At 67.0% G+C, this 25,077-nt stretch carries 15 protein-coding genes and 1 tRNA gene; 11 read left to right on the forward strand and 5 right to left on the reverse strand.

The window, feature by feature from the left end:
- Nucleotides 1-9 precede the first annotated feature (9 nt).
- The 4 genes from QPK32_RS15985 (at nucleotide 10) to QPK32_RS16000 (ending at nucleotide 5,922) form a co-directional block, all read left to right on the forward strand.
- Nucleotides 10-711, forward strand: a complete 702-nt coding sequence (locus QPK32_RS15985) for an NF038120 family PEP-CTERM protein (protein ID WP_290413782.1) — start codon at nucleotides 10-12, stop codon at nucleotides 709-711.
- Nucleotides 708-3,896: a S8 family serine peptidase gene (locus QPK32_RS15990; protein ID WP_290413783.1), complete on the forward strand. Its 3,189-nt coding sequence runs from the start codon at nucleotides 708-710 to the stop codon at nucleotides 3,894-3,896. The genes QPK32_RS15985 and QPK32_RS15990 overlap by 4 nt, the downstream gene beginning before the upstream one ends.
- Nucleotides 3,897-4,048: 152 nt before the next feature.
- Nucleotides 4,049-5,329 carry a type II toxin-antitoxin system HipA family toxin gene (locus tag QPK32_RS15995; protein WP_290413784.1) on the forward strand — a complete coding sequence of 427 codons (1,281 nt, stop codon included), beginning with the start codon at nucleotides 4,049-4,051 and terminating at the stop codon, nucleotides 5,327-5,329.
- A gap of 2 nt (nucleotides 5,330-5,331) precedes the next feature.
- Entirely contained in the window at nucleotides 5,332-5,922 is a 591-nt protein-coding gene (locus tag QPK32_RS16000; protein WP_290413785.1) for a helix-turn-helix domain-containing protein, read from the forward strand.
- On the opposite strand, the gene QPK32_RS16005 is transcribed toward QPK32_RS16000, so the two are convergent.
- The gene (locus QPK32_RS16005) at nucleotides 5,855-7,060 is read right to left on the reverse strand and encodes a diguanylate cyclase (protein WP_290413786.1); all 1,206 of its coding nucleotides are present in this window, start codon (nucleotides 7,058-7,060) and stop codon (nucleotides 5,855-5,857) included. The two genes, QPK32_RS16000 and QPK32_RS16005, sit on opposite strands and share 68 nt — an antisense overlap.
- Nucleotides 7,061-7,426: 366 nt before the next feature.
- On the opposite strand from QPK32_RS16005, the gene QPK32_RS16010 reads away from it, so the two are divergent.
- The 7 genes from QPK32_RS16010 (at nucleotide 7,427) to QPK32_RS16040 (ending at nucleotide 20,543) form a co-directional block, all read left to right on the forward strand.
- On the forward strand, nucleotides 7,427-9,772 hold the full coding sequence (locus QPK32_RS16010; RefSeq protein WP_290413787.1) for a M1 family metallopeptidase: 2,346 nt from the start codon (nucleotides 7,427-7,429) through the stop codon (nucleotides 9,770-9,772).
- A 124-nt stretch (nucleotides 9,773-9,896) separates the two neighbouring features.
- A complete protein-coding gene (locus tag QPK32_RS16015; RefSeq protein ID WP_290413788.1) occupies nucleotides 9,897-12,317 on the forward strand; it encodes a M1 family metallopeptidase in 2,421 nt (806 codons plus the stop codon).
- A gap of 14 nt (nucleotides 12,318-12,331) precedes the next feature.
- Nucleotides 12,332-12,814 (forward strand): DUF6702 family protein, encoded by a 483-nt coding sequence (locus QPK32_RS16020; protein ID WP_290413789.1) that lies wholly within the window; start codon nucleotides 12,332-12,334, stop codon nucleotides 12,812-12,814.
- A gap of 3 nt (nucleotides 12,815-12,817) precedes the next feature.
- Nucleotides 12,818-14,860, forward strand: coding sequence for a TonB-dependent receptor domain-containing protein (locus tag QPK32_RS16025; protein ID WP_290413790.1), 2,043 nt, complete (start codon nucleotides 12,818-12,820; stop codon nucleotides 14,858-14,860).
- 265 nt (nucleotides 14,861-15,125) lie between these two features.
- On the forward strand, nucleotides 15,126-15,878 hold the full coding sequence (locus QPK32_RS16030; protein WP_290413791.1) for a 2OG-Fe dioxygenase family protein: 753 nt from the start codon (nucleotides 15,126-15,128) through the stop codon (nucleotides 15,876-15,878).
- Nucleotides 15,879-16,288: 410 nt separating this feature from the next.
- Nucleotides 16,289-17,419, forward strand: a complete 1,131-nt coding sequence (locus QPK32_RS16035; protein WP_290413792.1) for an efflux RND transporter periplasmic adaptor subunit — start codon at nucleotides 16,289-16,291, stop codon at nucleotides 17,417-17,419.
- Between the two features lie 7 nt (nucleotides 17,420-17,426).
- Nucleotides 17,427-20,543: an efflux RND transporter permease subunit gene (locus QPK32_RS16040; RefSeq protein ID WP_290413793.1), complete on the forward strand. Its 3,117-nt coding sequence runs from the start codon at nucleotides 17,427-17,429 to the stop codon at nucleotides 20,541-20,543.
- A gap of 105 nt (nucleotides 20,544-20,648) precedes the next feature.
- Here the strand turns inward: QPK32_RS16040 and QPK32_RS16045 are convergent, their stop codons facing one another.
- From QPK32_RS16045 to QPK32_RS16060, 4 genes are all read right to left on the reverse strand, one after another.
- Nucleotides 20,649-22,337: a methyl-accepting chemotaxis protein gene (locus tag QPK32_RS16045; protein ID WP_290413794.1), complete on the reverse strand. Its 1,689-nt coding sequence runs from the start codon at nucleotides 22,335-22,337 to the stop codon at nucleotides 20,649-20,651.
- 348 nt (nucleotides 22,338-22,685) lie between these two features.
- Entirely contained in the window at nucleotides 22,686-23,372 is a 687-nt protein-coding gene (locus tag QPK32_RS16050) for a hypothetical protein (protein WP_290413795.1), read from the reverse strand.
- Nucleotides 23,373-23,815: 443 nt separating this feature from the next.
- A tRNA-Thr gene (locus tag QPK32_RS16055) sits at nucleotides 23,816-23,891 on the reverse strand.
- 157 nt (nucleotides 23,892-24,048) lie between these two features.
- Entirely contained in the window at nucleotides 24,049-25,050 is a 1,002-nt protein-coding gene (locus tag QPK32_RS16060) for a class 1 fructose-bisphosphatase (RefSeq protein WP_290413796.1), read from the reverse strand.
- Between the last annotated feature and the right edge of the window lie 27 nt (nucleotides 25,051-25,077).

A 25,077-nucleotide genomic window follows, 5' to 3' on the forward strand; every position in this document is an offset into this window, starting at 1 on the left:
ACCAATATCGTGACGCCAGTGCTCGGCAGCGGCGACACCGCCTATGCCGGCCGCGACCGCTTTACCACGGCCGGCTACACGGCGACGGTGGCGGACAGCGCCTACGCCCAGAGCCTGCCCGACTACGAGCCCGGCGCGGCCGGCGTGATCGTCGACCATTCGGACCGCCTCGCCTGCAGCATCGTCACCTGTCCCGGCAGCTTCTTCAACCAGAGCCACTACTACGCCGGCCTCAACGACAGCTCGCTGACGCTGGCGCGCGGCGACGGCCTGGCGTTCCACCTCTTCTCGCTCGACTTCGCCTTCGTCGCGCCGACCTACGACCTGCCCAATCTCAGCTACGGCCAGCTGGTGCTGAGCGCCACGGCGGAAGGCAGCGACGATCCCGTGACCCGCAATATGAATCTGCCAGGGCAATTCCTGGACGGTAATTTCATCTTCGATACCTGGCAGCTCGACAGCGTCTTCAGCGGCTTGAACCTGACCAGCCTGACCATCAGCGCCTGCGTGTTCGACGACGGGCTGAACTGCGTGAACGGCGCGACCAGCTACAACCTGGCGCAGTTTGCCATCGACAACCTGCAAGTGGAGGCCGTGCCGGAGCCACAGGACTGGCTGGTGTTCGGCAGCGGCCTCGGCCTGCTTGCAGCCATCGGCCGCCGACGCCGCCGCACGGGCGCCGCCGCCGGCGTGGCGGGGGGTGCCGCATGATGCGCCGCCTGCTCGTCCTGCCCCTGCTGCTGGCCGCGACTGCCGGCGGCACCGCCGCCGCTGCCGCTGCTGCTCCCGATGCGCCGCGCCGCACCTACATCGTCCAGCTCGGCGACAAGCCGGTGGCGTCGTACACCGGCGGCGTTGCCGGCCTGGCCGCGACCAAGCCGCCGGCCGGCTCGCTGATCAACCCGCAATCGGTCGCCGTGCAGAACTACATGCAGTACCTGCAGCAACGGCGCGCGGCCGCGCTCGCCGCACTCCCGCCGGGCGCGCTGCTGCACGACCTGAAGGTGGTATACAACGGCTTCGTCGCCCGCCTGACGGAGGCCGAGGCGCTCGCGCTCAAGCACAGCGACGGCGTCGTGGCCGTCCGTTCGGATACGTATTTCGCGCCGGCCACGAGCTATACGCCCACCTTCCTCGGCCTGGACCGGCCGGGCGGCCTGTGGAGCCAGCTCGGCGGCAAGGAACATGCCGGCGAAGACATGATCATCGGCGTCATCGACACCGGCATCTGGCCCGAGAATCCCGCGTTCGCCGACCGCGTCGATGCCAAGGGCGCCCCCACCCACGATCCGGACGGCACGCCCGCCTACGGGCCGCCGCCCGCGCGCTGGCACGGCGCCTGCCAGGCCGGACCGGGATTCGGCGCGGACGCCTGCAACAACAAGCTGATCGGCGCGCGCGCGTACAACTTCCTGGCCGACGCGGGGCGCGCGCCGCACTGGACGGAATTCGATTCGCCGCGCGATTCGCTGGCCGGCCCCGAGGGCAAGGGCGGCCACGGCACGCATACCTCGTCCACCGCCGCCGGCAACAACGGCGTAGCGGCCGGCATCGGCAGCGCGGCCCTGGGCACGACGTCGGGCATGGCGCCGCGCGCCCGCCTGGCCATGTACAAGATCTGCTTTTCCAGCGCCAACGACGATGGCAGCGCCAGCAACGGCTGCTCGACCAATTCGGCCGTCGCGGCCATCGAACAGGCCGTGCTGGACGGCGTCGACGTGCTCAGCTACTCGATCAGCGGCAGCAGCGATTCGGTCGACGACCCGGTCGAGCAGGCCTTCCTCGGCGCCGCCAATGCCGGCGTGTTCGTGTCCGTCGCGGGCGGCAACTATGGCCCCGGCAATGCCGTCAACCACCCGTCGCCATGGCTGACGACGGTGGCGGCGTCGACCACGGACCGCATCCAGGGCGCCCAGGTGCAGCTCAGCACCGGCGTACGCTATACGGGCGCGTCGCTGAACGCCACGGCGCTGGCGCCCGCGCCGGCGATCCTGTCCAGCGACGCCGGCACCATCCCCTACGCCAACCTGGCGTCGGGCGACCGCGAGGCGCGCCGGCTCTGCTATACCGAGGCCGACCGCCTGGCGAACGGCGCCAGCAGCAACGCCGCCCTGGATCCTGCCCTGGTGGCGGGCAAGGTGGTGATCTGCCAGCGCGGCAAGAACGCCATGGTCGACAAGAGCCGCGCCGTGCGGGAAGCGGGCGGTGTCGGCATGGTACTGGTGGACGACGGCAACGGCCTGGTGATCAACGACTTCGTCGTGCCGACCGTGCACGTGTCGGTCAAGGACGGCGCCGCCATCAGTGCTGCCGTCACACCGGCGCTGACCATCGGCATCGGCGCCACCGAACTGGTGCCGAACCCGGAAGCCGCGCCGAAGCTGGCCCGCTTCTCCAGCCGCGGGCCGAACATGGCGACGGCGAGCGTGCTCAAGCCCGACCTGGCGGCGCCCGGCGTCAACATCCTGGCCGGTTTCGCGCCCGACCTGACGCCGGCCCAGCACGACGCCATCGCCGCCGGCGGCGCGGCCGGCGGCGTCACCTGGGCCTATGCCAGCGGCACCTCGATGGCGACGCCGCACGTGTCCGGCCTGGCGGCACTGCTCAAGCAGAAGCACCCGGACTGGTCGCCGGCGGCGATCAAGTCGGCGCTGATGACGACCGCGACGCCGACCGTCGACGACGGCCTGCCCGCCGACTTCAACGGCAAGAACGCGTTCGGCCAGGGCGCCGGCCACGTCGCGCCGACGCCGGCCGCCGATCCTGGCCTGGTGTACGACCTGGGCGCCACCGACTACCAGCGCTTCCTGTGCGGCCTCGGTTCGTACAGCGTGCCGGCTTCCGTGTGCAGCGGCGTCGGCACCGTCGCCGACTACGACCTGAACCTGGCGTCGGTCACCGCCGCCAACGTGGCGGACACGCAGACCATCAAGCGCCGCGTCACCAACGTGGGCGGCGCGCAAGCGACCTACACGGCCAGCGCCAGCCTGCCCGGCTTCGCCGTCACCGTGGCGCCGGCCAGCCTGACGCTGGCGCCCGGGGCCAGCGCCGACTACAGCGTGACGCTCAAGCGCACCAGCGCGGCCAACAACGCCTGGGCCTACGGCACGCTGGACTGGAGCGACGGCACGCACCGCGTGCGCAGCCCGCTCACGGCCCGCACCGCGCTGTTCACGCCGGACGACTACTATTATTCGGAAGGGACGTCGGGCAACAAGACGGTGAGCGTCACCACCGCCTACAACGGCAAGCTGACCGCCAAGGTGGCGGGTCTGCGCGAAGCGACCCAGGACACGTACACGCTGCATGCGAACAACTCCAGCGACTACGGCGTGGCCGAATGCGCCGCGGGCGGCAGCGACAGCGTCAGCTACAAGCGCGTCACGATCCCGGCCGGCACCGTCGGGGCGCGCTTCGCGCTGTACGAGGAGGACGCCAGCGGCGGCTCGGGCGACGACCTGAACCTGCTGCTGCTGGACGGCCAGGGCAACCTGATCGTGGGCAGCGTCAACCTGTTCTCCTCGGCCGAGGACATCGAGTCCCCGAACCCGGACCCGGGCGAGTACATCGTCTGCGTGGTGGCCCGCACCCCGGTGGGCGGCACCGCCACCGCCAAGCTGTCGAGCTGGGTGATCGCGCCGGGCCAGACGGGCACCGGCAACCTCAAGATGCTGACGCCCTCGACCGTGTTCGCCTACCGTCCCGCCTCGGCCAGCTACACCTGGTCGGGACTGGCGCCGGGACGGCACTACATGGGCGGCGTCGAGTTTTCCAACGGCAGCCTGCGCCTGGGCGCGACGCTGATCCAGGTGGAAAGCATCGAGACCGTCTGGGGCCGGGCCGCGGGCCGCGGCACCAGGCTGGATGCGCTGCAGGCGCGGCGCAGCGACCGCTAGCGGCGGCATGCGGGGACCGGCACGCGCCGGTTCCCGCCCTGGCCGCCCGCGCCCATCCGGCGGCAAATCCGTGCGATGTTGCACCGGATTGGATTTGCTATACTCCGCGAGTATCTTTTAATGCACTTTGTGCAGGCGATGGGAAAGCGGAGATGGACTGCCATATCGAGATCTTTCACGAGGGTGAATGGATCGAAGCTGCCGAGGCGAGCTTCCCGGACGGCGTTCGCCACGGCTTCCGCGCCTCCGGCTGCGTCTTCGAATACGACTTCGATTACGCATTCCGCCCCGCGCCCTCACCCGTTTCGCTGGCCTTGCCGGTCGATGCCACGCGCCATGTGCTGGCGGACTGGCCGGCCTTCCTGTATGACCTTGTCCCGCAGGGAAATGGACGCCGTTTCCTCCTCGGCCAGCTTGGCTTGCCGGATGCCCAGGCATCCGATGTGCCGCTGCTGTGCGCCGGCGCCTTCAATCCCATCGGCAGGCTGCGCATCCGCGAAGCCGTCACGTATTTCGAAGCGCATGTCGAACGGCACGAGGCTGCCGCTTCCGGCTTCGACCTGGATGCGCTGCTCGCGCGCCCGCCCGACTTCCACGAAACCATGATGGTGTACGGGATGCTGGCCACCGGCGGCACCGGCATCCAGGGCGTCGCCCCCAAGTACCTGCTGACCGAAGCCCATGACGGCAACTGGTATCCCGATGCCGCCCTGCCGGACGACCGGGCCCGGCGCCATTACATCGTCAAGCGGCCGCGCGGACCGCTCGACGCCGACCGCAAGGTGCTGCGCAACGAGGCGCGCTACCTGGACGTCGCGCGCCGCATGGGCATCCGCAGCTTCGATATCCCCGAGCTGCGTGGCGACATGCTGTTCATTCCCCGCTTCGACCGCCGTGCGCAGGATGGGCGCGTGCTGCGCTTTCACCAGGAAAGCGCGGCATCCATCGCCGGCCTGGCGGGCTTCGGCATCCAGCCCGACCAGTTCCAGCTGTTGGCGGCGATCCGCCGCGTCGTCGATTCCCCGCTGGAGGAAACGATCGAATTCATCCGGCGCGACGTGCTGAACCTGGCGATGCGCAATCCGGACAACCATGCACGCAATACCGCCGTGCAGACTGTCGATGGCGTTACCCGGCTGACGCCCTTGTTCGATTTCGCGCCGATGTACCTGGACCCCGAAGGCATCACCCGCGCCGCGCGCTGGTACGCGCCGGGGACGCGCCGGGAACTGCGGAATTGGACCGACGTGCTGGCGCACATGGCCCTGCCGGCAGCGGAGCATGCGCAAGTCGTCGAGGCGCTGGTCGGCTTCGGCGCACGGCTGGAGACACTGACCGACTGCATGCGCGATGCCGGCGTGGACGACGACATCGTCGGCTTCGTGACGCCGAGCGTCACGGCGCAACGTGAGCAACTGCTGGCCTTGAGGTAGACATGAGCAAAAGAAAACCGATCGACAAGCAGCAGGCCAGGCAGCGGCGCGACCGCCTGCTCGACGTGGCAGCGGCAGCCCGACTGTCGCTGACCGAAGGCGTGCGCGAGATGCGCGCCATCGCCGGCATGACGCAGGAAGAATTCGCGCAGCACCGCGGTGTCAGCGCACGCGTCGTCAAGGCGCTCGAGCTGGGGAAAGGAAATCCGACGGTAGCGACGTTGAACCGGATCGGCGAGTTCTTCGGGTTGGAGGTGGCGTTCGTGCCGGTCAAGCGCCAGGTGCCGCCCGATGCCTGGGAGCCGGCGACGCACGCCGGACCAGCCACGGCATCGACATCCGGCGCCGTCAACCGCATTTCCTACGACGCCCCACCGCTCGATGCCCGGCACGCCCGCGCAGTCGGCGAGCTCCAGCACATTCTCGACGCGTTCCGCCGGGAGAGCGAAGCGATCCTCTCCCGCTTGCAGCAGATCCCGGGTCATCCCCCCGCATCGGCATCGCCTTCCGACGACGCCGGCACGCTCACTTCCCCACCAGCTGCAGCCTCTGCCCCGCCGCCCGCGCGACCACGTCGCGCCCGTACACGCTGACGCGGTTGCGCCCGTGCTGCTTGGCGTGGTACAGCGCCTCGTCGGCGCGGCGCAGGATGTCTTCCCACTTGTGGTCGCCGGCTTCCAGCGCGGCCACGCCCACGCTCACCGTCATCGCCACGGCCTGGCCCTGCGCGTGCAGCGGCGACTGGCTGATCGCTTCGCGCAGGCGCTCGGCGATGTGGCCGACGTCGTCGACGGTGCCGCCCGTCAGCAGCACGGCGAATTCCTCGCCGCCGGTGCGAAACAGCGCATCGTAGCCGCGCAGTACGCGTGCCGACAGCGTGGTGACGTGGCGGATGGCGGCGTCGCCCACGCCATGGCCGTAGCGGTCGTTGATCGACTTGAAGTGGTCGATGTCGAAGGTGAGGAAGCAGGCGGGCGTATCGGTGCGGCGGCAGCGGCGGAATTCGCGCGTGGCGATGTCGTGCAGGGCGCGCCGGTTCAGCCATCCGGTCAATACGTCGGTGAGCGAGGCGCGGCGCAGGGCCAGCGTCTGCTGCTGGGTCACGATGAGGGCACACCCCATGGTGCCCACCGACAGGAAGACCAGCATCGACAGCGCGCCGGTCGTCAGCAGGAACTGGCCGCCCAGGAAGGCCGGGGCATGGCCATCGTTGGCCGCCATGGCGGCGCAGCGCATGGCCATCTGCAGGCCCGACAACAACTCCAGCACGATCAGCGGCAGGTAGGCGGGGCGGGCTTCGCGCTCGCTGCCGCGCCACAGCAGCCAGGCCGTGGCCAGGTTGATCGTGACCACGACCGGCGTCATCAAGTACAGGCGGTGGACCGGCGACGCGCTCAGGTAGGGCAAGCCGTGCGCCGCCAGCACCAGCGTGGACACCGCCGCGAACCAGCCCCAGCCCGGGCGCAGGTTCAGGTGCCGGCGCGCGCCGGCCAGCATGCCGAACTGGCCGGCGACATGCAGCGCATTGCCCAGGCCGGCGAACATGGGGCCGGCGTCATGCCCATGGATGATGTAGGCGGCAATGCTGTTGTTCAGGGCAAAGAAGATGCCGGCCAGCGCCCAATGCACGAGCGAGCGCTGGCGCGAACTCGCCAGATAAAGCAGTCCCATGCTGCCGGCCATGATCGAACTGGCGAGCGCTGCGGCAACGACGAGCGTGAAGGCATCCATCCTCTTCCCCGGACACTATATGCAAACTAAACAACTATGATTTCACTATTATAAGAGTCTTGCCATTACGGAATCTCTCTGATTGTCTCGCCTGGTCGAAATCGATAGCGAAATCCCCGCGTGACTTGCCTGGAGTACCGAAAACGCAACGTTTTTCAGAGGTATAGACATATATAAATTTGCTGGCGGCACCTGCGCCCTTAAAAAATTTGCTTTTATTTAGCACAAGGTCTTTGTAACAGCCTTGTTACAAATCAAGATCCTCATTATCAGGACGCAAGACTAGAATATTTTCTTTCTTTCAACCATAAATACAGGGAAAACATGATACGTTTGCCGATCGGTTTGGCGGCACTGTGCTTCACCATGTCTGCCATCGCAGCGGAACCCTTCGACGACAAGTTCCGCCAGCTCGACGAATTGCTCCCGACCCCCACCACGATCCGTACCGCCTCCGGTGCGCCGGGCCACGCCTACTGGCAGCAGCGCGCCGACTACACGATCCGCGCCACGCTGGACGAGGCCAAGCGCACGATCACGGGTGCCGAGACGATCACGTATCACAACAACTCCCCCGACGCGCTGACCTACCTGTGGGTCCAGCTCGACCAGAACCTCTTCAAGCCGGGTTCGGATGCGCGCACCACCGCCACCCTGCCCTCGCGCGACGCCTGGAAAGGCGCCACGCCGGAAACGGGCGTCAAGTTCGACGCGATCCGCAGCACGCTGGAAGCGCGCACCTTCCCGGGCGGCTTCGACATCAAGGCGGTCAAGGACGGCAGCGGCCGCCCGCTGCACTACGTCATCAACCGCACGATGATGCGCATCGACCTGCCCCAGCCCCTGAAGCCGGGCCAGCGCCTGTCCTTCGGCATCGACTGGAGCTACAACATCACGGAGTCGAAGATCCTCGGCGGCCGCTCGGGCTACGAGAAATTCGACGACAAGAACGACCTGTTCGAGATCGCCCAGTGGTTCCCGCGCATGGCCGCCTACTACGATGTGTATGGCTGGCAGCACAAACAGTTCCTGGGCGCCGGCGAATTCACGCTGGAATTCGGCGACTACGACGTGCAGGTCACCGTGCCGGCCGACCACATCGTCGCGTCCACGGGCGAGCTGCAGAACCCGGACGCCGTCCTGACGGCCGCCCAGCGCGACCGCCTGAAGCAGGCGCGCACCGCCACCAAGCCGGTCGTCATCGTCACCCAGGCCGAAGCCGAGGCGAAGGAAAAGACCCGCGCCGACGGCACCCGCACCTGGCACTTCAAGGCGAAGAACGTGCGCGATTTCGCGTTCGCGTCGAGCCGCAAGTTCATCTGGGATGCGCAGGGCTTCAAGAAGGACGGCACCAACGTCCTGGCCATGTCCTACTATCCGAAGGAAGGCAACCCGCTGTGGGGCCAGTACTCGACCCAGTCGATCATCCACACCATCAACGAGTACAACAAGTATTCGTTCGACTACCCGTACCCGGTGGCGATTTCCGTGAACGGCCCGGTGGGCGGCATGGAATACCCGATGATCTCGTTCAACGGCCCGCGTCCGACCAAGGACAAGAAGACCGGCGAACTGACCTACTCGAAGCGCACCAAGTACGGCCTGATCAGCGTGATCATCCACGAGGTGGGCCACAACTACTTCCCGATGATCGTCAACTCGGACGAGCGCCAGTGGACCTGGATGGACGAGGGCCTGAACTCCTTCGTGCAGTACCTGGCCGAGCAGGCATGGGAAGAACACTATCCGCAATCGCGCGGCGAGCCGCGCGTGATCGCCGAGTACATGAAGAGCCGTAACCAGGTGCCCATCATGACCAACTCGGAATCGGTCCTCCAGTTCGGCAACAACGCCTATGCGAAACCGACCGCCGCACTGATCGTGCTGCGCGAGACCATCCTGGGCCGCGAGCTGTTCGACTTCGCGTTCAAGGAATACGCGCAGCGCTGGAAGTTCAAGCGCCCGACCCCGGCCGACTTCTTCCGCACCATGGAAGACGCCTCGGGCACGGACCTCGACTGGTTCTGGCGCGGCTGGTTCTACACAACCGACGCCGTGGACGTGAGCGTGGACGGCATCAGCGAATACACGATCGGTTCCAAGGATCCGGAAGTCGAGCAAGCGTGGAAACGCGCCCAGAAGGAAGCCCAGCCGGTCTCGATCACCGACCAGCGCAACAAGGGCACGCTGGCGCGCCGCGTCGATGCGCATCCGGAACTGAAGGACTTCTACAACGAGCACGACGACTTCACGGTCACGAACAAGGACCGCAACAAGTACGCCGAAACCGTCGAGGGCCTGGAAGACTGGGAAAAGGCGCTGCTCAAGGAAGGCAAGCACATGTACCTGGTCGACTTCTCGAACGTGGGCGGCCTGGTTTCGCCGCTGATCCTCGAGATCCAGCTGCAGAGCGGCAAGAAGTACGTCGAGCGCATCCCGGCCGAGGTATGGCGCTACTCGCCGAAGAAGATCACGAAGCTGATCATCACCGACGAGCCGATGGTCGCCCTCACGCAGGACCCGTACTGGGAAACGGCCGACACCGACACCAGCAACAACAGCTGGCCGCGCAAGGCGACCCCGTCGCGCCTGGAACTGTTCAAGACGTCGCGCGAGCAGTCGGACATGATGAAAGACTTCAACGAAAAGCTGAAGACCAAAGACACGGCGAAGGACAAAGCCGCCGCGACCGAAGCCCAGAAAACGGAATGACGTAGGGTGGACGGGTCCCCTGTCCACGCGTTCAACGTCCGTCCGCACACCGTAGGGTGGGCACTACGTGCCCACCATCACCTCACCGTCACACATGGTGGGCACGTGGTGCCCACCCTACTCCATGATCCGCATCCCTCTCGCCACCCTCGCCCTGATCGCCTCCCTGTCGAACGCCACCGCCCAGGCCTTCGACGACAAGTTCCGCCAGCTCGACGAGCTGCTGCCCACGCCCACCGACACCCGTACCGCCTCCGGCGCCCCGGGCCACGCCTACTGGCAGCAGCGCGCCGACTACCGCATCCGCGTCGCGCTGGACGAGGCGAAGCGCGCCGTCAGCGGCAGCGAGACGGTCACGTACCACAACAATTCGCCGGACACACTGTCCTACCTGTGGGTGCAGCTGGACCAGAACATGTTCCGCAGCGATTCGGACAACCGCAACATCTCCAGCTATCCGTCGCGCGACGCCTGGCGCACGGCGGCCACGCCCGGTGGCCAGGCTGGCCTGAACTACGAGGCGGCCCGCTTCCTCGTCGAGAGCCGCAAATTCGACGGCGGCTTCAAGCTGGGCGCCGTCACCGACACGTCCGGCCGCCCGCTGGCCCACGTCGTCAACAAGACGATGATGCGCATCGACCTGCCCCAGCCCCTGAAGCCCGGCCAGCGCTTCTCCTTCGACGTGGCGTGGAGCTTCAACGTGCCGGAGACGAACGTGCTGGGCCGCCGCATGGGCTTCGAGCGCTTCGACAAGAAGGGCCAGGACAACAACGACCTGTTCGAGATCGCCCAGTTCTTCCCGCGCATGGCCGCCTACTACGACGCCCACGGCTGGCAGAACAAGCAGTACCTGGGCGACGGCGAGTTCACGCTGGAATTCGGCGACTACGACGTCGAGATCACCGTGCCGGCCGACCACATCGTGGCCGCCACCGGCGAACTGCAGAACGCGGACGCCGTGCTCACTGCCGCCCAGCGCGAGCGCCTGCAGCGGGCGCGCACCGCGAGCAAGCCGGTCATCATCGTGACCCAGGCCGAAGCGGAAGCGAACGAGAAACAGCGCGCCACCGCGACCAAGACCTGGCGCTACAAGGCGAAGAACGTGCGCGATTTCGCCTTCGCCACCAGCCGCAAGTTCATCTGGGACGCGCAAGGCTTCAAGAAGGGCGGCACCGACGTCCTCGCGATGTCCTACTACCCGAAGGAAGGCAACCCGCTGTGGGAGCAGTACTCGACCCAGGCGATCATCCACACGATCGACAGCTATAACCAGTACTCGTTCGACTACCCGTATCCGGTCGCGATCTCGGTGAACGGCCCCGTCGGCGGCATGGAATACCCGATGATCTCGTTCAACGGCGGCCGCCCGACCAAGGACAAGAAGACGGGCGCCCTCACCTATCCGAAGAACGTCAAGTATGGCCTGATCAGCGTGATCATCCACGAGGTGGGCCACAACTACTTCCCGATGATCGTCAACTCGGACGAGCGCCAGTGGACCTGGATGGACGAGGGCCTGAACTCCTTCATGCAGTTCCTGGCCGAGCAGCGCTGGGAAGAACACTACCCGTCGCGCCGCGGCGAAGCCCGCAACATCGTCGACTACATGAAGAGCCGCAACCAGCAGCCGATCATGACGAATTCCGAATCCGTGACGAACCGCGGCGGCAATGCCTACGCCAAGCCGGCCACCGCGCTCAACGTGCTGCGCGAGACGGTGCTGGGCCGCGAGCTGTTCGACTTCGCGTTCAAGGAATACGCGCAGCGCTGGAAGTTCAAGCGCCCGACCCCGGCCGACTTCTTCCGCACGATGGAAGACGCTTCCGGCACGGACCTCGACTGGTTCTGGCGCGGCTGGTTCTACACGACCGACGCCGTGGACGTGAGCGTGGACGGCATCAGCGAGTACACGATCGGCTCCAAGGATCCGGAAGTCGAGAAGGCATGGCAGCGCGCCCAGAAGGATGCGCAACCCGTGTCGATCACCGACCAGCGCAACAAGGGTACCCTGGCCCGCCGCGTCGATACGCATCCGGAACTGAAGGACTTCTACAACGAGCACGACGACTTCACGGTCACGAACAAGGACCGCAACAAGTACGCCGAGACCGTCGAGGGCCTGGAAGATTGGGAAAAGGCGCTGCTCAAGGAAGGCAAGCATTTATACTTGGTCGATTTCTCGAACATCGGCGGCCTGGTGAGCCCGCTCGTGCTGGAGATCCAGCTGCGGAGCGGGAAGAAAACCATCGAGCGCATCCCGGCCGAGGTATGGCGCTATTCTCCGAAGAAGATCACGAAGCTGATCGTCACCGACGAGCCGATGGTCGCGCTCACGCAGGACCCGTATCTCGAGACGGCCGACATCGACACCAGCAACAACAGCTGGCCGCGCAAGGCCCAGCCTTCGCGCCTCGAGCTGTTCAAGTCGCAGCAGACGCAGAACGACATGATGAAAGACTACGCAGAAAAACTGAAGACGAAGGACGCCAAGGACGCCGCACGGAAGGCGGACCAGGCGGTCGAAGCCGGTAAGGCGGTCGAATGACGTCACGTCGCACTATGCTGAAAGGTGCACTGGCGGCGGTCGTGGCCGCCGCGAGTCCGCTCGCGCCGGCGCACCGCTTCCATGCCGGCATCGCCGACATCAGCCACAACGAACGCACCGGCAGCCTGGAAATCGTGCACACCTATATGGCGCACGACGTCGAGGCCCTGCTCATGAACGTGTACCAGCGCCAGTTCGACATGACGGACCCGGACGACCAGGCCGTCGTGCGCAAGTACATCGACAAGCAGTTCTGGCTGGCCGACAAGGACGGCAAGCGCATTCCCCTGAACTGGGTCGGCGTCACGGTGGACACCGACAGCCTGACGGTGTTCCAGGAAGCGCCGGGTACGCCGGCCGAAAAGGTCGAGACCATCCACAATGCCGTGCTGATCGACTTCCTCCCGGACCAGGCCAACACCGTCAACTTCACCGCGGGCGGCAGCCTGCGCACCTTCGGCTTTTCCGCCGGCCGCATCGAGATTTCCGTTCACTGACTTATGCAATTACGCTTGATCCCCTGCGCCCTGGCTGCGCTGTTCGCGCACACCTGCGCCTTTGCCGACGACCCCGTGATCCAGCGCGTGCTGGTCGAGGGCTCGCGCGCCAGCCAGCTCGGCATCGCCGATTCCGCCAACGCGGGCAGCGTCAGCCAGAAGGAACTGGAGATGCGCACCATCTATCGCCCGGGCGAGCTGCTGGAAGCGACGCCGGGCCTGATCGCCAGCCAGCACAGCGGCGAAGGCAAGGCCAACCAGTTCTACCTGCGCGGCTTCAACCTCGACCACGGCACCGACCTCGCCACCTTCGTCGACGACATGCCCGTCAACCAGCGCAGCCATGCGCACGGCCAGGGCTGGACCGACCTGAACTTCCTCATCCCCGAGCTGACCGCGCGCCTGGACTATGCCAAGGGACCGTATTCGCCGCGCAACGGCGACTTCGCCTCGGCCGGCAGCGCCGCCATCACCTACGCCAACCGCTTGGTGCGCAACGTCGCCACCCTCGGCGGCGGCCAGAACGGCTACGGCCGCGCGGCGGTGGCCGGGTCGACCGATGCGGCGGACGGCGCCCTCACCTACGCGCTGGAACTGATGCACAACGACGGCCCGTTCACGCGCGGCGACAATTACCGGAAGCAGAACGCCGTGCTGCGCTACAGCCGCGGCTATGCCAACAACGGCTGGAGCGTGACGGCGATGGCCTACCACGGCAGGTGGAACTCGACCGACCAGATTCCCGAGCGCGCCGTCGACGACGGGACCATCGGCCGCTTCGACGCCATCGACCCGACCGACGGCGGCGAGGCGCGCCGCTACAGCATCTCCGGCGTGTGGCGCCAGACCACGGCGGACACGGCGACCAAGGTGAACGCCTACGTCATCCGCAACCAGCTCGACCTGTGGTCGAACTTCACCTACTTCATGGACGACCCGGTCAATGGCGACCAGTTCGCCCAGCCCGACCGGCGCGTCACCAGCGGCTTCAATGCCATCCATACCTGGCACGCGCACCGCGGCGACACGCTGACGTCCGACGTCACCGTCGGCGTGCAGGGCCAGAGCGACAATATCTTCAACGCGCTGACGCACACGGCGGCGCGCCAGACGATCGGCATCACGCGCCGGGACCACATCCGCGAAACGAGCAAGGCGGCCTGGATCGAGAACGCGACGCGCTGGACGCCGTGGCTGCGCACCACCGTCGGCCTGCGCGCCGACCGCTACGACTTCCGCGTGAAGAGCGACCGCCCCGAGAATTCCGGCAAGGCCGACGACACGCTCGCCAGCCCCTCGCTGAACATCGCCCTGGGCCCGTGGAAGGACACGGAGCTCTACTTCAACTACGGCACGGGCTTCCACAGCAACGACGCGCGCGGCACCGTGGCGACCGTCGATCCGAAGACGCTGGAAGCGGTCGACCGCACGCCGGGCCTGGTGCGCTCGCGCGGCATGGAGATCGGCCTGCGCACGGAAGCGATCCCGAAGAACCAGACGGCGATCTCGCTGTACCGCCTCGACTTCGATTCCGAGCTGACCTATATCGGCGACGCCGGCAATACCGAGGCGGGACCGCCGAGCCGCCGCTACGGCATCGAGTTCTCCAACTACTACAAGCCGTTCAAGTGGCTGTCGGTGGACTTCGACGCCGCGTTCGCGCGCGCCCGCTCGCGCGGCGTGGACGCGGGCCAGGACCGCATCCCCGGCGCCGTCGAGGGCGTGGGCCAGCTGGCGCTGACGGTGAGCCAGCTGGGCGACTGGGAAGGCGCGCTGCGCCTGCGCTACTTCGGCCCGCGCCCGCTGGTCGAGGACAACAGCGTGCGCTCGCGGGCCAGCGCCACGCTGAACGGCCGCATCGGCTACCGCATCGCCAAGGACCTGCGCGTGGAACTGGAAGGCTTCAACCTGGCGAACCGCAAGGTGTCGGCGATCGACTACTACTATGCGTCGCAGCTGCGCGGCGAGGCCGAGCCGCGCGAGGACATCCACTTCCATCCGATCGAGTCGCGCTCGTTCCGGGTCACGCTTATCAAGAACTTTTGATCGGACCCGGCTTCGGTAGGATGGACGGCTCTGCCGTCCACGCGTTCAGCGAACGGTGATCGGACGCATGGACAGCGAACGGTGATCGGACGCTTGGACAGCGAACGGTGATCGGACGCATGGACAGCGAACGGTGATCGGACGCTTGGACAGCGAACGGTGATCGGACGCATGGACAGCGAACGGTGATCGGACGCGTGGACAGCGGAGCTGTCCACCCTGCCGCTTCATCACCGCTCCCGGCAAAAGGTGCTACGCTACCGGGATGACTACATCGCAACCTCCCTACACCGACCCCGCCCGCGTCGTCGACGCCCTGCGCGGCGACGGCTATGCGCTGCTGGCGCCGGCCGACGTGGCCGCGTTGGCCGGCTGTTCCATCGACGAGCTGCAGGCCCTCGTCCCAAGCTGGAACCACCTGGAACTCGACAACTACCTGAAGGACGGCGGCCGCTACCGCCGCCGGCGCCACTCCTGCTTCGTCGACGACGGTGGCGCGCTCGTGCAAAGCCCGCACCGCGCGCACTGGCAGCCGGTCGAGTACAACGCCCTGCATGGCGGCATGCACCGCCTGTTCGTGCCGATCGAACCGGCCACCGTCGCCCAGCCGGCCTGGAACAAGCTGCTGCGCGCGCTCGGCAAGGTCTGCTCGCAGGCCAAGGCGCCGCAGACCTGGTACGTCGAGGCGCACCAGTTCCGCATCGACACGGCCGACGGCATCGGCCGCCCGACCCCGGAAGGCGCGCACCGCGACGGCGTCGACTTCGTGGCCGTGATCCTGATCGGGCGCGAAGGCATCAAGGGTGGAGAAACGCGCGTGTTCGAGGCCGACGGGCCGAAGGGCCAGCGCTTCACGATGACCGAGCCGTGGACCATGCTGCTGCTGGACGATGCGGCCGTCATCCACGAATCGACGCCCATCCAGCCGCTGGCCGAGCATGGCCATCGCGACACGCTGGTGCTGACCTGGCGCGCGGGCGCGTTCCAGGGGGACAACGTGGAGCAGGTTGCCGCGTAGTAGAGGAACTAGGGGTCCCTGCCTGCGCAGGGACGACGTGCTGACTGCGTCGTCCCTGCGCAGGCAGGGGCTCGATTTGCTGCAGCCGTACAGGCAAAAAAAATGGCCCGTGTCCAGGGGACCGGGCCGTAATCCAGGTTTTTCGGAGAAAAACTGGAGGAGACGGTTCCAATATAGTCCGATTTTTTGTGCACCGCAATACAGTAGAACTACGTAGTCGAAATCTGTCGCATTAGAGTGACGTTTGCCGTCATCCAGGCCACATGGCAGGGGACTTCTGCGGCAACGCGGGAAAGATTTTCCGCGGACATCTCCCCCTGCACGCGTCCATACAAAACGCTGGCTATGCAGCATGGTTTGTTACACTGTAGAAGTCCCAGTCAGCCTGGGTTTCCACTCACCGACATTCCATGACTTCAGATCGCAATCGCCGCCTCGCCATCCCTGCCGCGCTCCTCCTTGCCCTGGCCGCGGCAGTCTCCCTGTTCGCCACCAGCCGCGCCGCCGACGAGAACAAGCCCGCCGCGGCGCGGCCCGCCCTCGCCGTCGCCACGGCCCGTCCGCAAACGGCGCGCCTGCCGCTCGGCCTCGCCGCCAACGGCAACGTGGCCGCCTGGCAGGAAGCCGTGATCGGCAGCGAATCGAACGGGCTGCGCCTGCAGGAGGTGCGCGTGAACGTCGGCGACGTGGTCAGGAAGGGCCAGGTGCTGGCCGTGTTCGACGCGCGCACGGTGGAGGCCGACCTGGCCCAGGCCAGGGCCGCCGTCCAGGAAGCCGAGGCGAATGCCGCCGCCGCCACCGCCGATGCGCAGCGCGCCGCGGCGCTGAAGGAATCCGGCGCGATCAGCGCCCAGCAGATCACGCAATACATCACGACCGAACGCACGGCGCAGGCGCGCGTGGCCTCGGCCAAGGCCACGCTCGAGCAGCAGCGCCTGCGCCTGCAATATGCGCGCGTGGTGGCGCCGGACAGCGGCGTCATCTCGGCGCGCAGCGCGACCGTGGGCGCCGTGGCCGGCGTCGGCACGGAGCTGTTCCGCCTGATCCGCCAGGGCCGGCTCGAATGGCGCGCCGAGGTCACGGCGGCCGAGCTCCCGCGCATCGCGCCGGGCCGGAAGGCCGTCGTGAAGGCCGCCAACGGCAGCAGCGTCACGGGCACCGTGCGCGCGGTGGCCCCGACCGTCGACGCCCAGACCCGCCTCGCCATCGTCTACGTCGACCTGCCGCCAGCGCTTGCCGCCAATGCGCCGCTCAAGGCCGGCATGTTCGCCAGCGGCCAGTTCGCGCTGGGCGAATCGGAAGCGCTGACGGTGCCGCAACAGGCCGTCGTCGTGCGCGACGGCTTTTCCTACGTGTTCCGCCTGAATCCCGACAGCCGCGTCAGCCAGGTCAAGGTGACGACGGGGCGGCGCCTGGGCGAGCGCCTCGAGGTCGTCCAGGGCATCGATGCCGCCACGGCCGTCGTCACCAGCGGCGCCGGCTTCCTGAACGACGGCGACCTGGTGAAGAACGTGGCCGCCGCCCCCGTGGCCCGACGCTGAGCGCACCATGAATTTTTCCGCCCTCTCGATCCGCAACCCGATCCCGGCGATCATGCTGTTCGCCCTGCTCACCTTCGCCGGCGTGCTGGCGTTCAAGGCGAACAAGGTGCAGGACTTCCCGGACATCGAGCTGCCCATCGTCACCGTCACCGCCACGCTCGACGGCGCCGCGCCCGCCCAGCTGGAAACCGAGGTCGCGCGCAAGATCGAGGACTCGATCGCGACGCTGGAAGGCATCAAGAACATCTATACGCGCGTGCTCGACGGCGTGGCCACCATCACCGTCGAGTTCATCCTCGAGAAGAACCTGTCGGATGCCGTCAACGACGTGCGCGACGCCGTCTCGCGCGTGCGCGCCGACCTGCCGGCCGAGATGCGCGACCCCAGCGTCACCAAGACGACGACGGCCGGCCGCGTCGTGCTGACCTACACGGCGCAGGCCACCCAGGCGAATGGCGTTGCCGCGCTCGACCAGCCGGACCTGTCCTGGTTCGTCGACAACACGGTCGCCAAGCGCCTGCTCAGCGTTCCCGGCGTGGGCGCCGTCAAGCGCGTGGGCGGCGTCTACCGCGAAGTGCGCGTGGAGCTGGATGCCGAACGGATGGCGGCGCTGCGCGTGTCGGCGCTGGACGTCTCGCGCCAGCTGCGCAACGTGCAGCGCGAGGAGCCGGGTGGGCGCGGCGACGTCGGCGGCGCCGAGCAGTCGGTGCGCACGCTGGCCACCGTGCAGACGGCCGGCGAACTGGCGCGCATGGACATTCCGCTGCCCGACGGCCGTCGCGTGCGCCTGGACGAGGTGGCGCGGGTGATGGACACGGTCGCCGAGCCGCGCGCCATCGCCGAGCAGGACGGCAAGCCGGTGGTCGGCTTCGAGATCTTCCGCACCCGCGGCGCCGGCGAGATGGATGTCGCCGGCGGCGTGCGCGCGGCCGTGGCCGAGCTGCAGCGCAAGCACGGCAACGTGGTGCTGCGCGAAGTGATCGACAATGCCGCGCCGGTCGAGGAAAACTTCGACGCCTCGATGGAGATGCTGTACGAAGGCGCCGTGCTGGCCGTGCTGGTCGTGTGGTGGTTCCTGCGCGACTGGCGCGCCACGGTGGTGGCCGCCGCCGCGCTGCCGCTGTCCGTCATCCCCGCCTTCCTCGGCCAGTACCTGTTCGGCTACACGCTGAACATGGTCACGCTGCTGTCGCTGGCGCTGGTGGTGGGCGTGCTGGTCGACGATGCCATCGTCGAGATCGAGAACATCTCGCGCCACCTGCGCATGGGCAAGACGCCGATGCAGGCCGCGCTGGAAGCGGCCGACGAGATCGGGATGGCGGTGATCGCCACGACCTTCTCGCTCGTGGCCGTGTTCCTGCCGACAGCGTTCATGAGCGGCATCCCGGGTAAATTCTTCAAGCAGTTCGGCTGGACCGCCGTGCTGGCGATCCTGGCCTCGCTGCTGGTGGCGCGCCTGCTCACGCCGATGATGGCGGCCTACTTCCTCAAGCCGGCCAAGGTCCACGAGGAGAAGGACGGTCCGCTGATGCGGCGCTACATGCGCACCATGCGCTGGTGCCTGCGGCACCGCGGCCTGACGATGATCGCGGCCGCCCTGTTCTTCGTCGCCTCCATTTCCCTGGTGCCCCTGCTGCCGACCGGCTTCGTGCCCGCCGCCGACCGCTCCCAGACCCAGATCAACGTCGAGCTGGCGCCCGGCTCCACGCTGGCCGAGACGCGCGCCGTGGCCGAGCGGGTGCGCCTGGCCGCGATGGACGTCAAGAACGTGAAAGGCGTGTTCAGCTCCATCGGCGGCGGCTCCAGCGGCGACGCCTTCGCCCCCGGCGCCGCGGCCGAGGCGCGCCGCGCCGTGCTGACGCTCACCACCGTGCACCGCGACGACCGCAAGGAATCGCTGGCCGCCATCGAATCCGCGCTGCGCGCGAAGCTGGCCGACATTCCCGGCGCGCGCTTCACGGTGGGCCCGCCCGACACCGGCGTCAAGATGCAACTGGTGCTGCGCAGCGAGGACCCGGTGGCGCTGAACGCGGCCGCGCGCCAGGCCGAGCGCGAACTGCGCGGCCTGCACGGCATCGGCAACGTGACGTCCAGCGCCTCGCTGGTGCGCCCCGAGATCATCGTGCGCCCCGACTTCGCGCGCGCCGCCGACCTGGGCGTGACGGCCGCCAGCATCGGCGAGACGGTGCGCGTGGCCACGGCCGGCGACTACGACCAGGTGCTGGCCAAGATGAACGTGTCCGAGCGCCAGGTGCCGATCCGGGTCAAGCTGCCGGACGCTACGCGCGCCGACCTGGACGCCATCGGCCGCCTGACGGTGCCCGGCAAGAACGGCCCCGTGCTGCTGGCGAACGTGGCCGACATCACGGTGGAAAGCGGCCCCGCCCAGATCGACCGCCTGAACCGCAGCCGCAACGTGACGCTGGACGTGGAATTGAACGGCCGCTCGCTGGGCGAAGTGAATGCCGAGGCGCGCGCCCTGCCCGCGCTGAAGAACCTGCCGGCCTCCGTGCAGATCGCGGAACTGGGCGACGCCCAGGAGATGCAGGCGCTGTTCGCCAGCTTCGGCCTGGCGATGCTGATCGGCGTGCTGTGCATCTACGGCGTGCTGGTGCTGCTGTTCACCGATTTCCTGCAGCCGGTGACGATCCTGGCCGCGCTGCCGCTGTCGATCGGCGGCGCCTTCGTGGCGCTGCTGCTGACGCACAGCGCGCTGTCGATGCCGACCATGATCGGCCTGATCATGCTGATGGGGATCGTGACGAAGAACTCGATCCTGCTGGTCGACTACGCGATCCTCGCGCGCAAGGCGGGCATGAATCGCTTCGACGCCCTCGTCGACGCCTGCCACAAGCGTTCGCGCCCGATCGTCATGACCACCATCGCGATGGGCGCGGGCATGATGCCGCTGGCGCTGGGCCTGTCGGGCGACCCGAGTTTCCGTTCGCCGATGGCGATCGCCGTCATCGGGGGACTGATCACGTCGACGCTACTGAGCCTGCTGGTGGTGCCGGCCGTGTTCACCTACGTGGACGATGCGGAGCACCTGATGGGGAGGATGGTGGGGAAGGTGCGCGGGAAGGGGCGGAAGATTACGCCGCATCAGGAAAGCACGATCGAATGACGCGTCGTCCCTGCGAAGGCAGGGACCCAATGTTGCTGGCGCTGTCGTAACGCTTGCGAAATTGGGTCCCTGCCTGCGCAGGGACGACGTGCGTGTGCTAACGATTTAGAAGGTTTCCCACTCCTCCGCCAACGCCGCTTTCGATGCCGGCTTCGCCTTCGGCTTGGCGGCGGCAACCACCGGCTTGCGTGCCGGTGCCTGCACCGCCTCGCGCTGCGTCGCTACCGGCGCAGCCGCCTTCGCGCCGCCCGCATCCACCTTGAACACGGCCACCATCTGCGTCAGCCGCTCCGCCTGCTCCTGCAGGCTGCCGGCGGCGCCGGCCGCTTCCTCGACCAGGGCCGCGTTCTGCTGCGTCACCGCGTCCATCTCGCCCACGGCCTGGTTGATCTGCGTGATGCCGCCCTGCTGCTCGTTGCTGGCGCTGCTGATTTCTCCCATGATGTCGGTCACGCGCTGCACGCTGGCCACCACTTCCTCCATCGTGCTGCCGGCCTGGTTGACGAGCTCGGAGCCCAGCTGCACCTTGGCCACCGAATCGTCGATCAGCTGCTTGATTTCCTTGGCGGCCGAGGCCGAGCGCTGGGCCAGGCCGCGCACTTCGCTCGCCACCACGGCGAAGCCGCGGCCCTCCTCGCCGGCCCTTGCCGCTTCCACGGCGGCATTCAGCGCCAGGATATTGGTCTGGAAGGCGATGCCGTCGATGACGGCGATGATCTCGACGATCTTGCGCGAAGCCGTGTCGATCTCGCCCATCGTGCCGACGACGCGCGCCACCACGTCGCCGCCCTTGCGCGCGACGTCGGACGCGTTCTGCGCGAGCTGGTTGGCCTGCTGGGCGTTCTCGGCATTCTGCTTGACGGTCGACGTCATTTCCTCCATCGACGACGCCGTCTCTTCCAGCGCGCTCGCCTGCTGCTCGGTGCGCGAGGACAGTTCCAGGTTGCCGGAGGCGATCTCGCGCGACGCGGTTGCGATCTCGTCGCTGCCCATGCGCACTTCGGACACCACCTTGCGCAGCGCGTCGTTCATTTCCTTGAGCGCCCGCATCAGCTGCGCCGCCTCGTCCTTGCCGCGGACCTCGATGTCGCTGGTCAGGTCGCCGGCAGCCACCGTGCGCGCCACGTCGACGGCGCGGCCCAGCGGGCGCACGACGGAGCGCGTGGTCAGGAACGCGGCGCCGAGGGCCAGCAGCACGCTGACGACGGTACCGATGCCGATCTCGAGCGAGGCATACGAGGCGACGCCGTCCGCATCCCTGGACAAGGCATCGAACCGGTCTTCCTGGAAGTCGACCTGCTTGCGCAGCACGGCGGCAAAGGCCTGCAGGGCGTCGTAGGTCTTGCTGAACGCGAGCACGGTCGCCTCGTCGATGTGCCCCTGGGCGACCATAGTCCGCACCTTGGCAACCTGGGCGACATAATCGTCGCGGCGCGCCTTCGCTTCCTGCAGCAACGCCTTGTCGGCCGGCGTGACCAGCAGCGTGTCGAGCTTGTCGAGGCCCGCGCCGATGGCGTCCAGATTCTTCTGCAGGTGTTCGCCCGCGGCCGCGCGCACGGCAGGGTCGTCGCTGCCCACCAGCTGCCCCACGCGCGCCATGCTGCCGCGCACCTGGTCGAGCACGACGTTGGCCTGGCGGGCACGCGGCCAGACGCCCTTGGCCAGGTCCTGGGTGCTGGTATGGACCTTGTCGAGGGATTGGATGCCGACGAACGCCAGCACGAGGATCAGGGCAACGAGCAAGCCGAAGCCGAGCCGCAGCCGATTGGCGATATTCAGGTTCAAAAGACGCATGGCGAGAAGAAATGGACGCGAGCGACGGGCGCCGGAGACGGGGGCGCGCAGAAGGCAGCACGGGGAATGGTCGGGGAGCCGGCGGAAGGTGGGGCGGCACGCGAAGCGCAAATGCGCTTGAAAGGCGGAAGACTAACCGAATTGTTCCCTTAATGCAATTTTTTGATAGATTTGTCGATCTAGAACAACGGATACATTGCACGGCCGCGGAAAACTACCGGTTTTGATGGGCAACAACGGCAAAAGCCGGCACGCAGCCGGCTTCCGGGTCGAATCGATCCTTCCGCGTCCGGCCAGGCCCCAGGCCAGGCCGCTATCGGAAGTCGATGGCGATCGGCTGGGCGCCGATCAGTAGTCGCGGCGCGAGCCGCCCAGCAGCTTGGCCAGCACGAAGCCGGCGGCAGCGGCGATGGCCAGGGCGGTAGCCGGCTTTTCGCGCACGTAGTCGAAGCTGGCTTCCTTCCACTTGCCGTAGGCGTCGGTCAGCTGCTGCTGGCGCTCGCCCAGGCCGCTCGTTGCGCCGCTCAGCATGCCTTGCAGCTTGTCCACGCCGGCGTGGGCGCTGGTAGCCAGGCGCTCGACAACCGGCTGCACGCTGTTGACGGCCTTGTCGACGTAGGGCTTGGCGGCGTCCGCTGCCTTGTCGATCGACTGGTGCAGGTTCTGCGCCTTGGCATCGACCTGGGAACCGAGGTCCTTGCTGTCGCCGCCGGTGCCCGAGCCGGTGGCCGCGCCGGCGCTCTGGCTGTTCTGGCTGCCGGCCGAACCGCTCATGGAGCCGCCCACCGAGCCGCCGGTCGAGCCGATGCTCGATGCGGTGGCGCCGCCGGTGCTGCTGCCGGTCGAGACTTGCTGGTCCTTGCCCTGGTTCATCGGCGAGCTCTTGCTCATGCTGCCCGAGCCCGAGGTGCTGCCCAGGTTGCCCGAACCGCTGACGGACGACTGGCTGTTGGCGCTGTCCTTGCCCAGGTTGCTGACGTTGTTGTCCTTGCCGATGGTGCTGCCTTTTGCTTCGTTCGACTTCTGATTATCCATGATGTATTCCTCGTTAAAAGTAGGACCTGAGAGTAAGACCAGCGCGGATAGGACCGAAACTCGACCATCACCACATTCTTCCTGTATTCCCCTCGAAACAAAACGAAGGCACGAGAATGGGCTGCGTTACATCAACGGACTCTAGTGGACAGTGCACGGGATCAAGTTTTGTTGGCGTTGACCGCGCAGCTGCTCAAAAGTTCCATCGATGTCCGATCCCCCTCGCGTCTCATTGGGTGCAGCGGGTGCCTGAAAATCGACAACGTCGAAATGCGGCGTCGCAATAGAAAAAATATAACTTTTGGTCATCGTGCACTGTGCGGTGCATAACAAACAAGAGGGAACGGGGAAGTCGGCGCGAGCAGGACGCCGGCGGCGGCGCGGAATACGAGGATGGAAGCCGAAAACAAAAAGCCCAGCGATGAAGCTGGGCTTGATGTATTTGGTGCCGCTGACCGGAATCGAACTGGTGACCTTCGCATTACGAATGCGCTGCTCTACCGACTGAGCTACAGCGGCGGGAGCCGTATTCTAGCAAAGAAGTTCACAGGATTGCTAGAGTAACTCGGCAATTTTATTTGGGCAGCGCGAAAATAAAGGTGCTGCACAGGAAATTGGGCCCTGCCTTCGCAGGGGCGACGGGGGCTCGCGGCGCGGGTGCGGCCGCGCTGTGGATTTACTCGGCGTGGTAGGACGTGACGCGGTCCACTTCGCTCTTCGAACCGAGGAAGACCGGCACGCGCTGGTGCAGCTTCTGCGGGGGGATGTCGAGGATGCGCCCCTTGCCGTCGGTGGCGGCGCCGCCGGCCTGCTCGACGATCATCGCCATCGGGTTGGCCTCGTACATCAGGCGCAGCTTGCCCGGCTGAGACGGGTCGCGGCTGTCGGCCGGGTACATGAAGATGCCGCCGCGGTTCAGGATGCGGTGCACGTCGGCCACCATCGAGGCGATCCAGCGCATATTGAAATCCTTGCCGCGCGGGCCGGTCTTCCCTTCCAGCATTTCGGACACGTAGCGCTGGACCGGCGGGTACCAGTGGCGCTGGTTCGACATATTGATGGCGAACTCCTTCGTCTCCACCGGAATCTGCATATTGCGCTGGGTGAGTACCCAGGAACCCATCTCGCGGTCCAGCGTGAAGCACTGCACGCCGTTGCCGGTGGTGAGCACCAGCATCGTCTGCGGGCCGTACACGGCATAGCCGGCCGCCACCTGCTTGCTGCCCGGCTGCATGAAGTCCTGCTCGGTCGGCTGGCTCATGCCTTCCGGCGCCTTCAGCACCGAGAAGATGGTGCCGATCGAGACGTTGACGTCGATGTTCGAGGAGCCGTCGAGCGGATCGAACAGCAGCATGTATTCGCCCATCGGGTAGCGGTTCGGGATCGGGTGGATCGATTCCATCTCTTCCGACGCCATCGCCGCCAGGTGGCCGCCCCACTCGTTCGCCTCGAGCAGGATCTCGTTCGAGATCACGTCGAGCTTCTTCTGCACCTCGCCCTGGATGTTCTCCGTTTCCGCGCTGCCCAGGATGTCGCCGAGGGCGCCCTTGCCGACCGAGTGCGAGATCGTCTTGCAGGCGCGCGACACGACCTCCAGCAGGAGGCGCAGCGATGCCGGGATGTTGTCGTGGAGGCGTTGTTCCTCGACGAGGTATTGGGTCAGGCTGACACGTTTCATGGTTTCTTTCGGTTTGTTTAAATTCGT

It is taken from the genome of Massilia sp. YIM B02763 (genome assembly GCF_030412015.1).
In the GTDB taxonomy this organism is placed as follows: Bacteria; Pseudomonadota; Gammaproteobacteria; order Burkholderiales; family Burkholderiaceae_D; genus Telluria.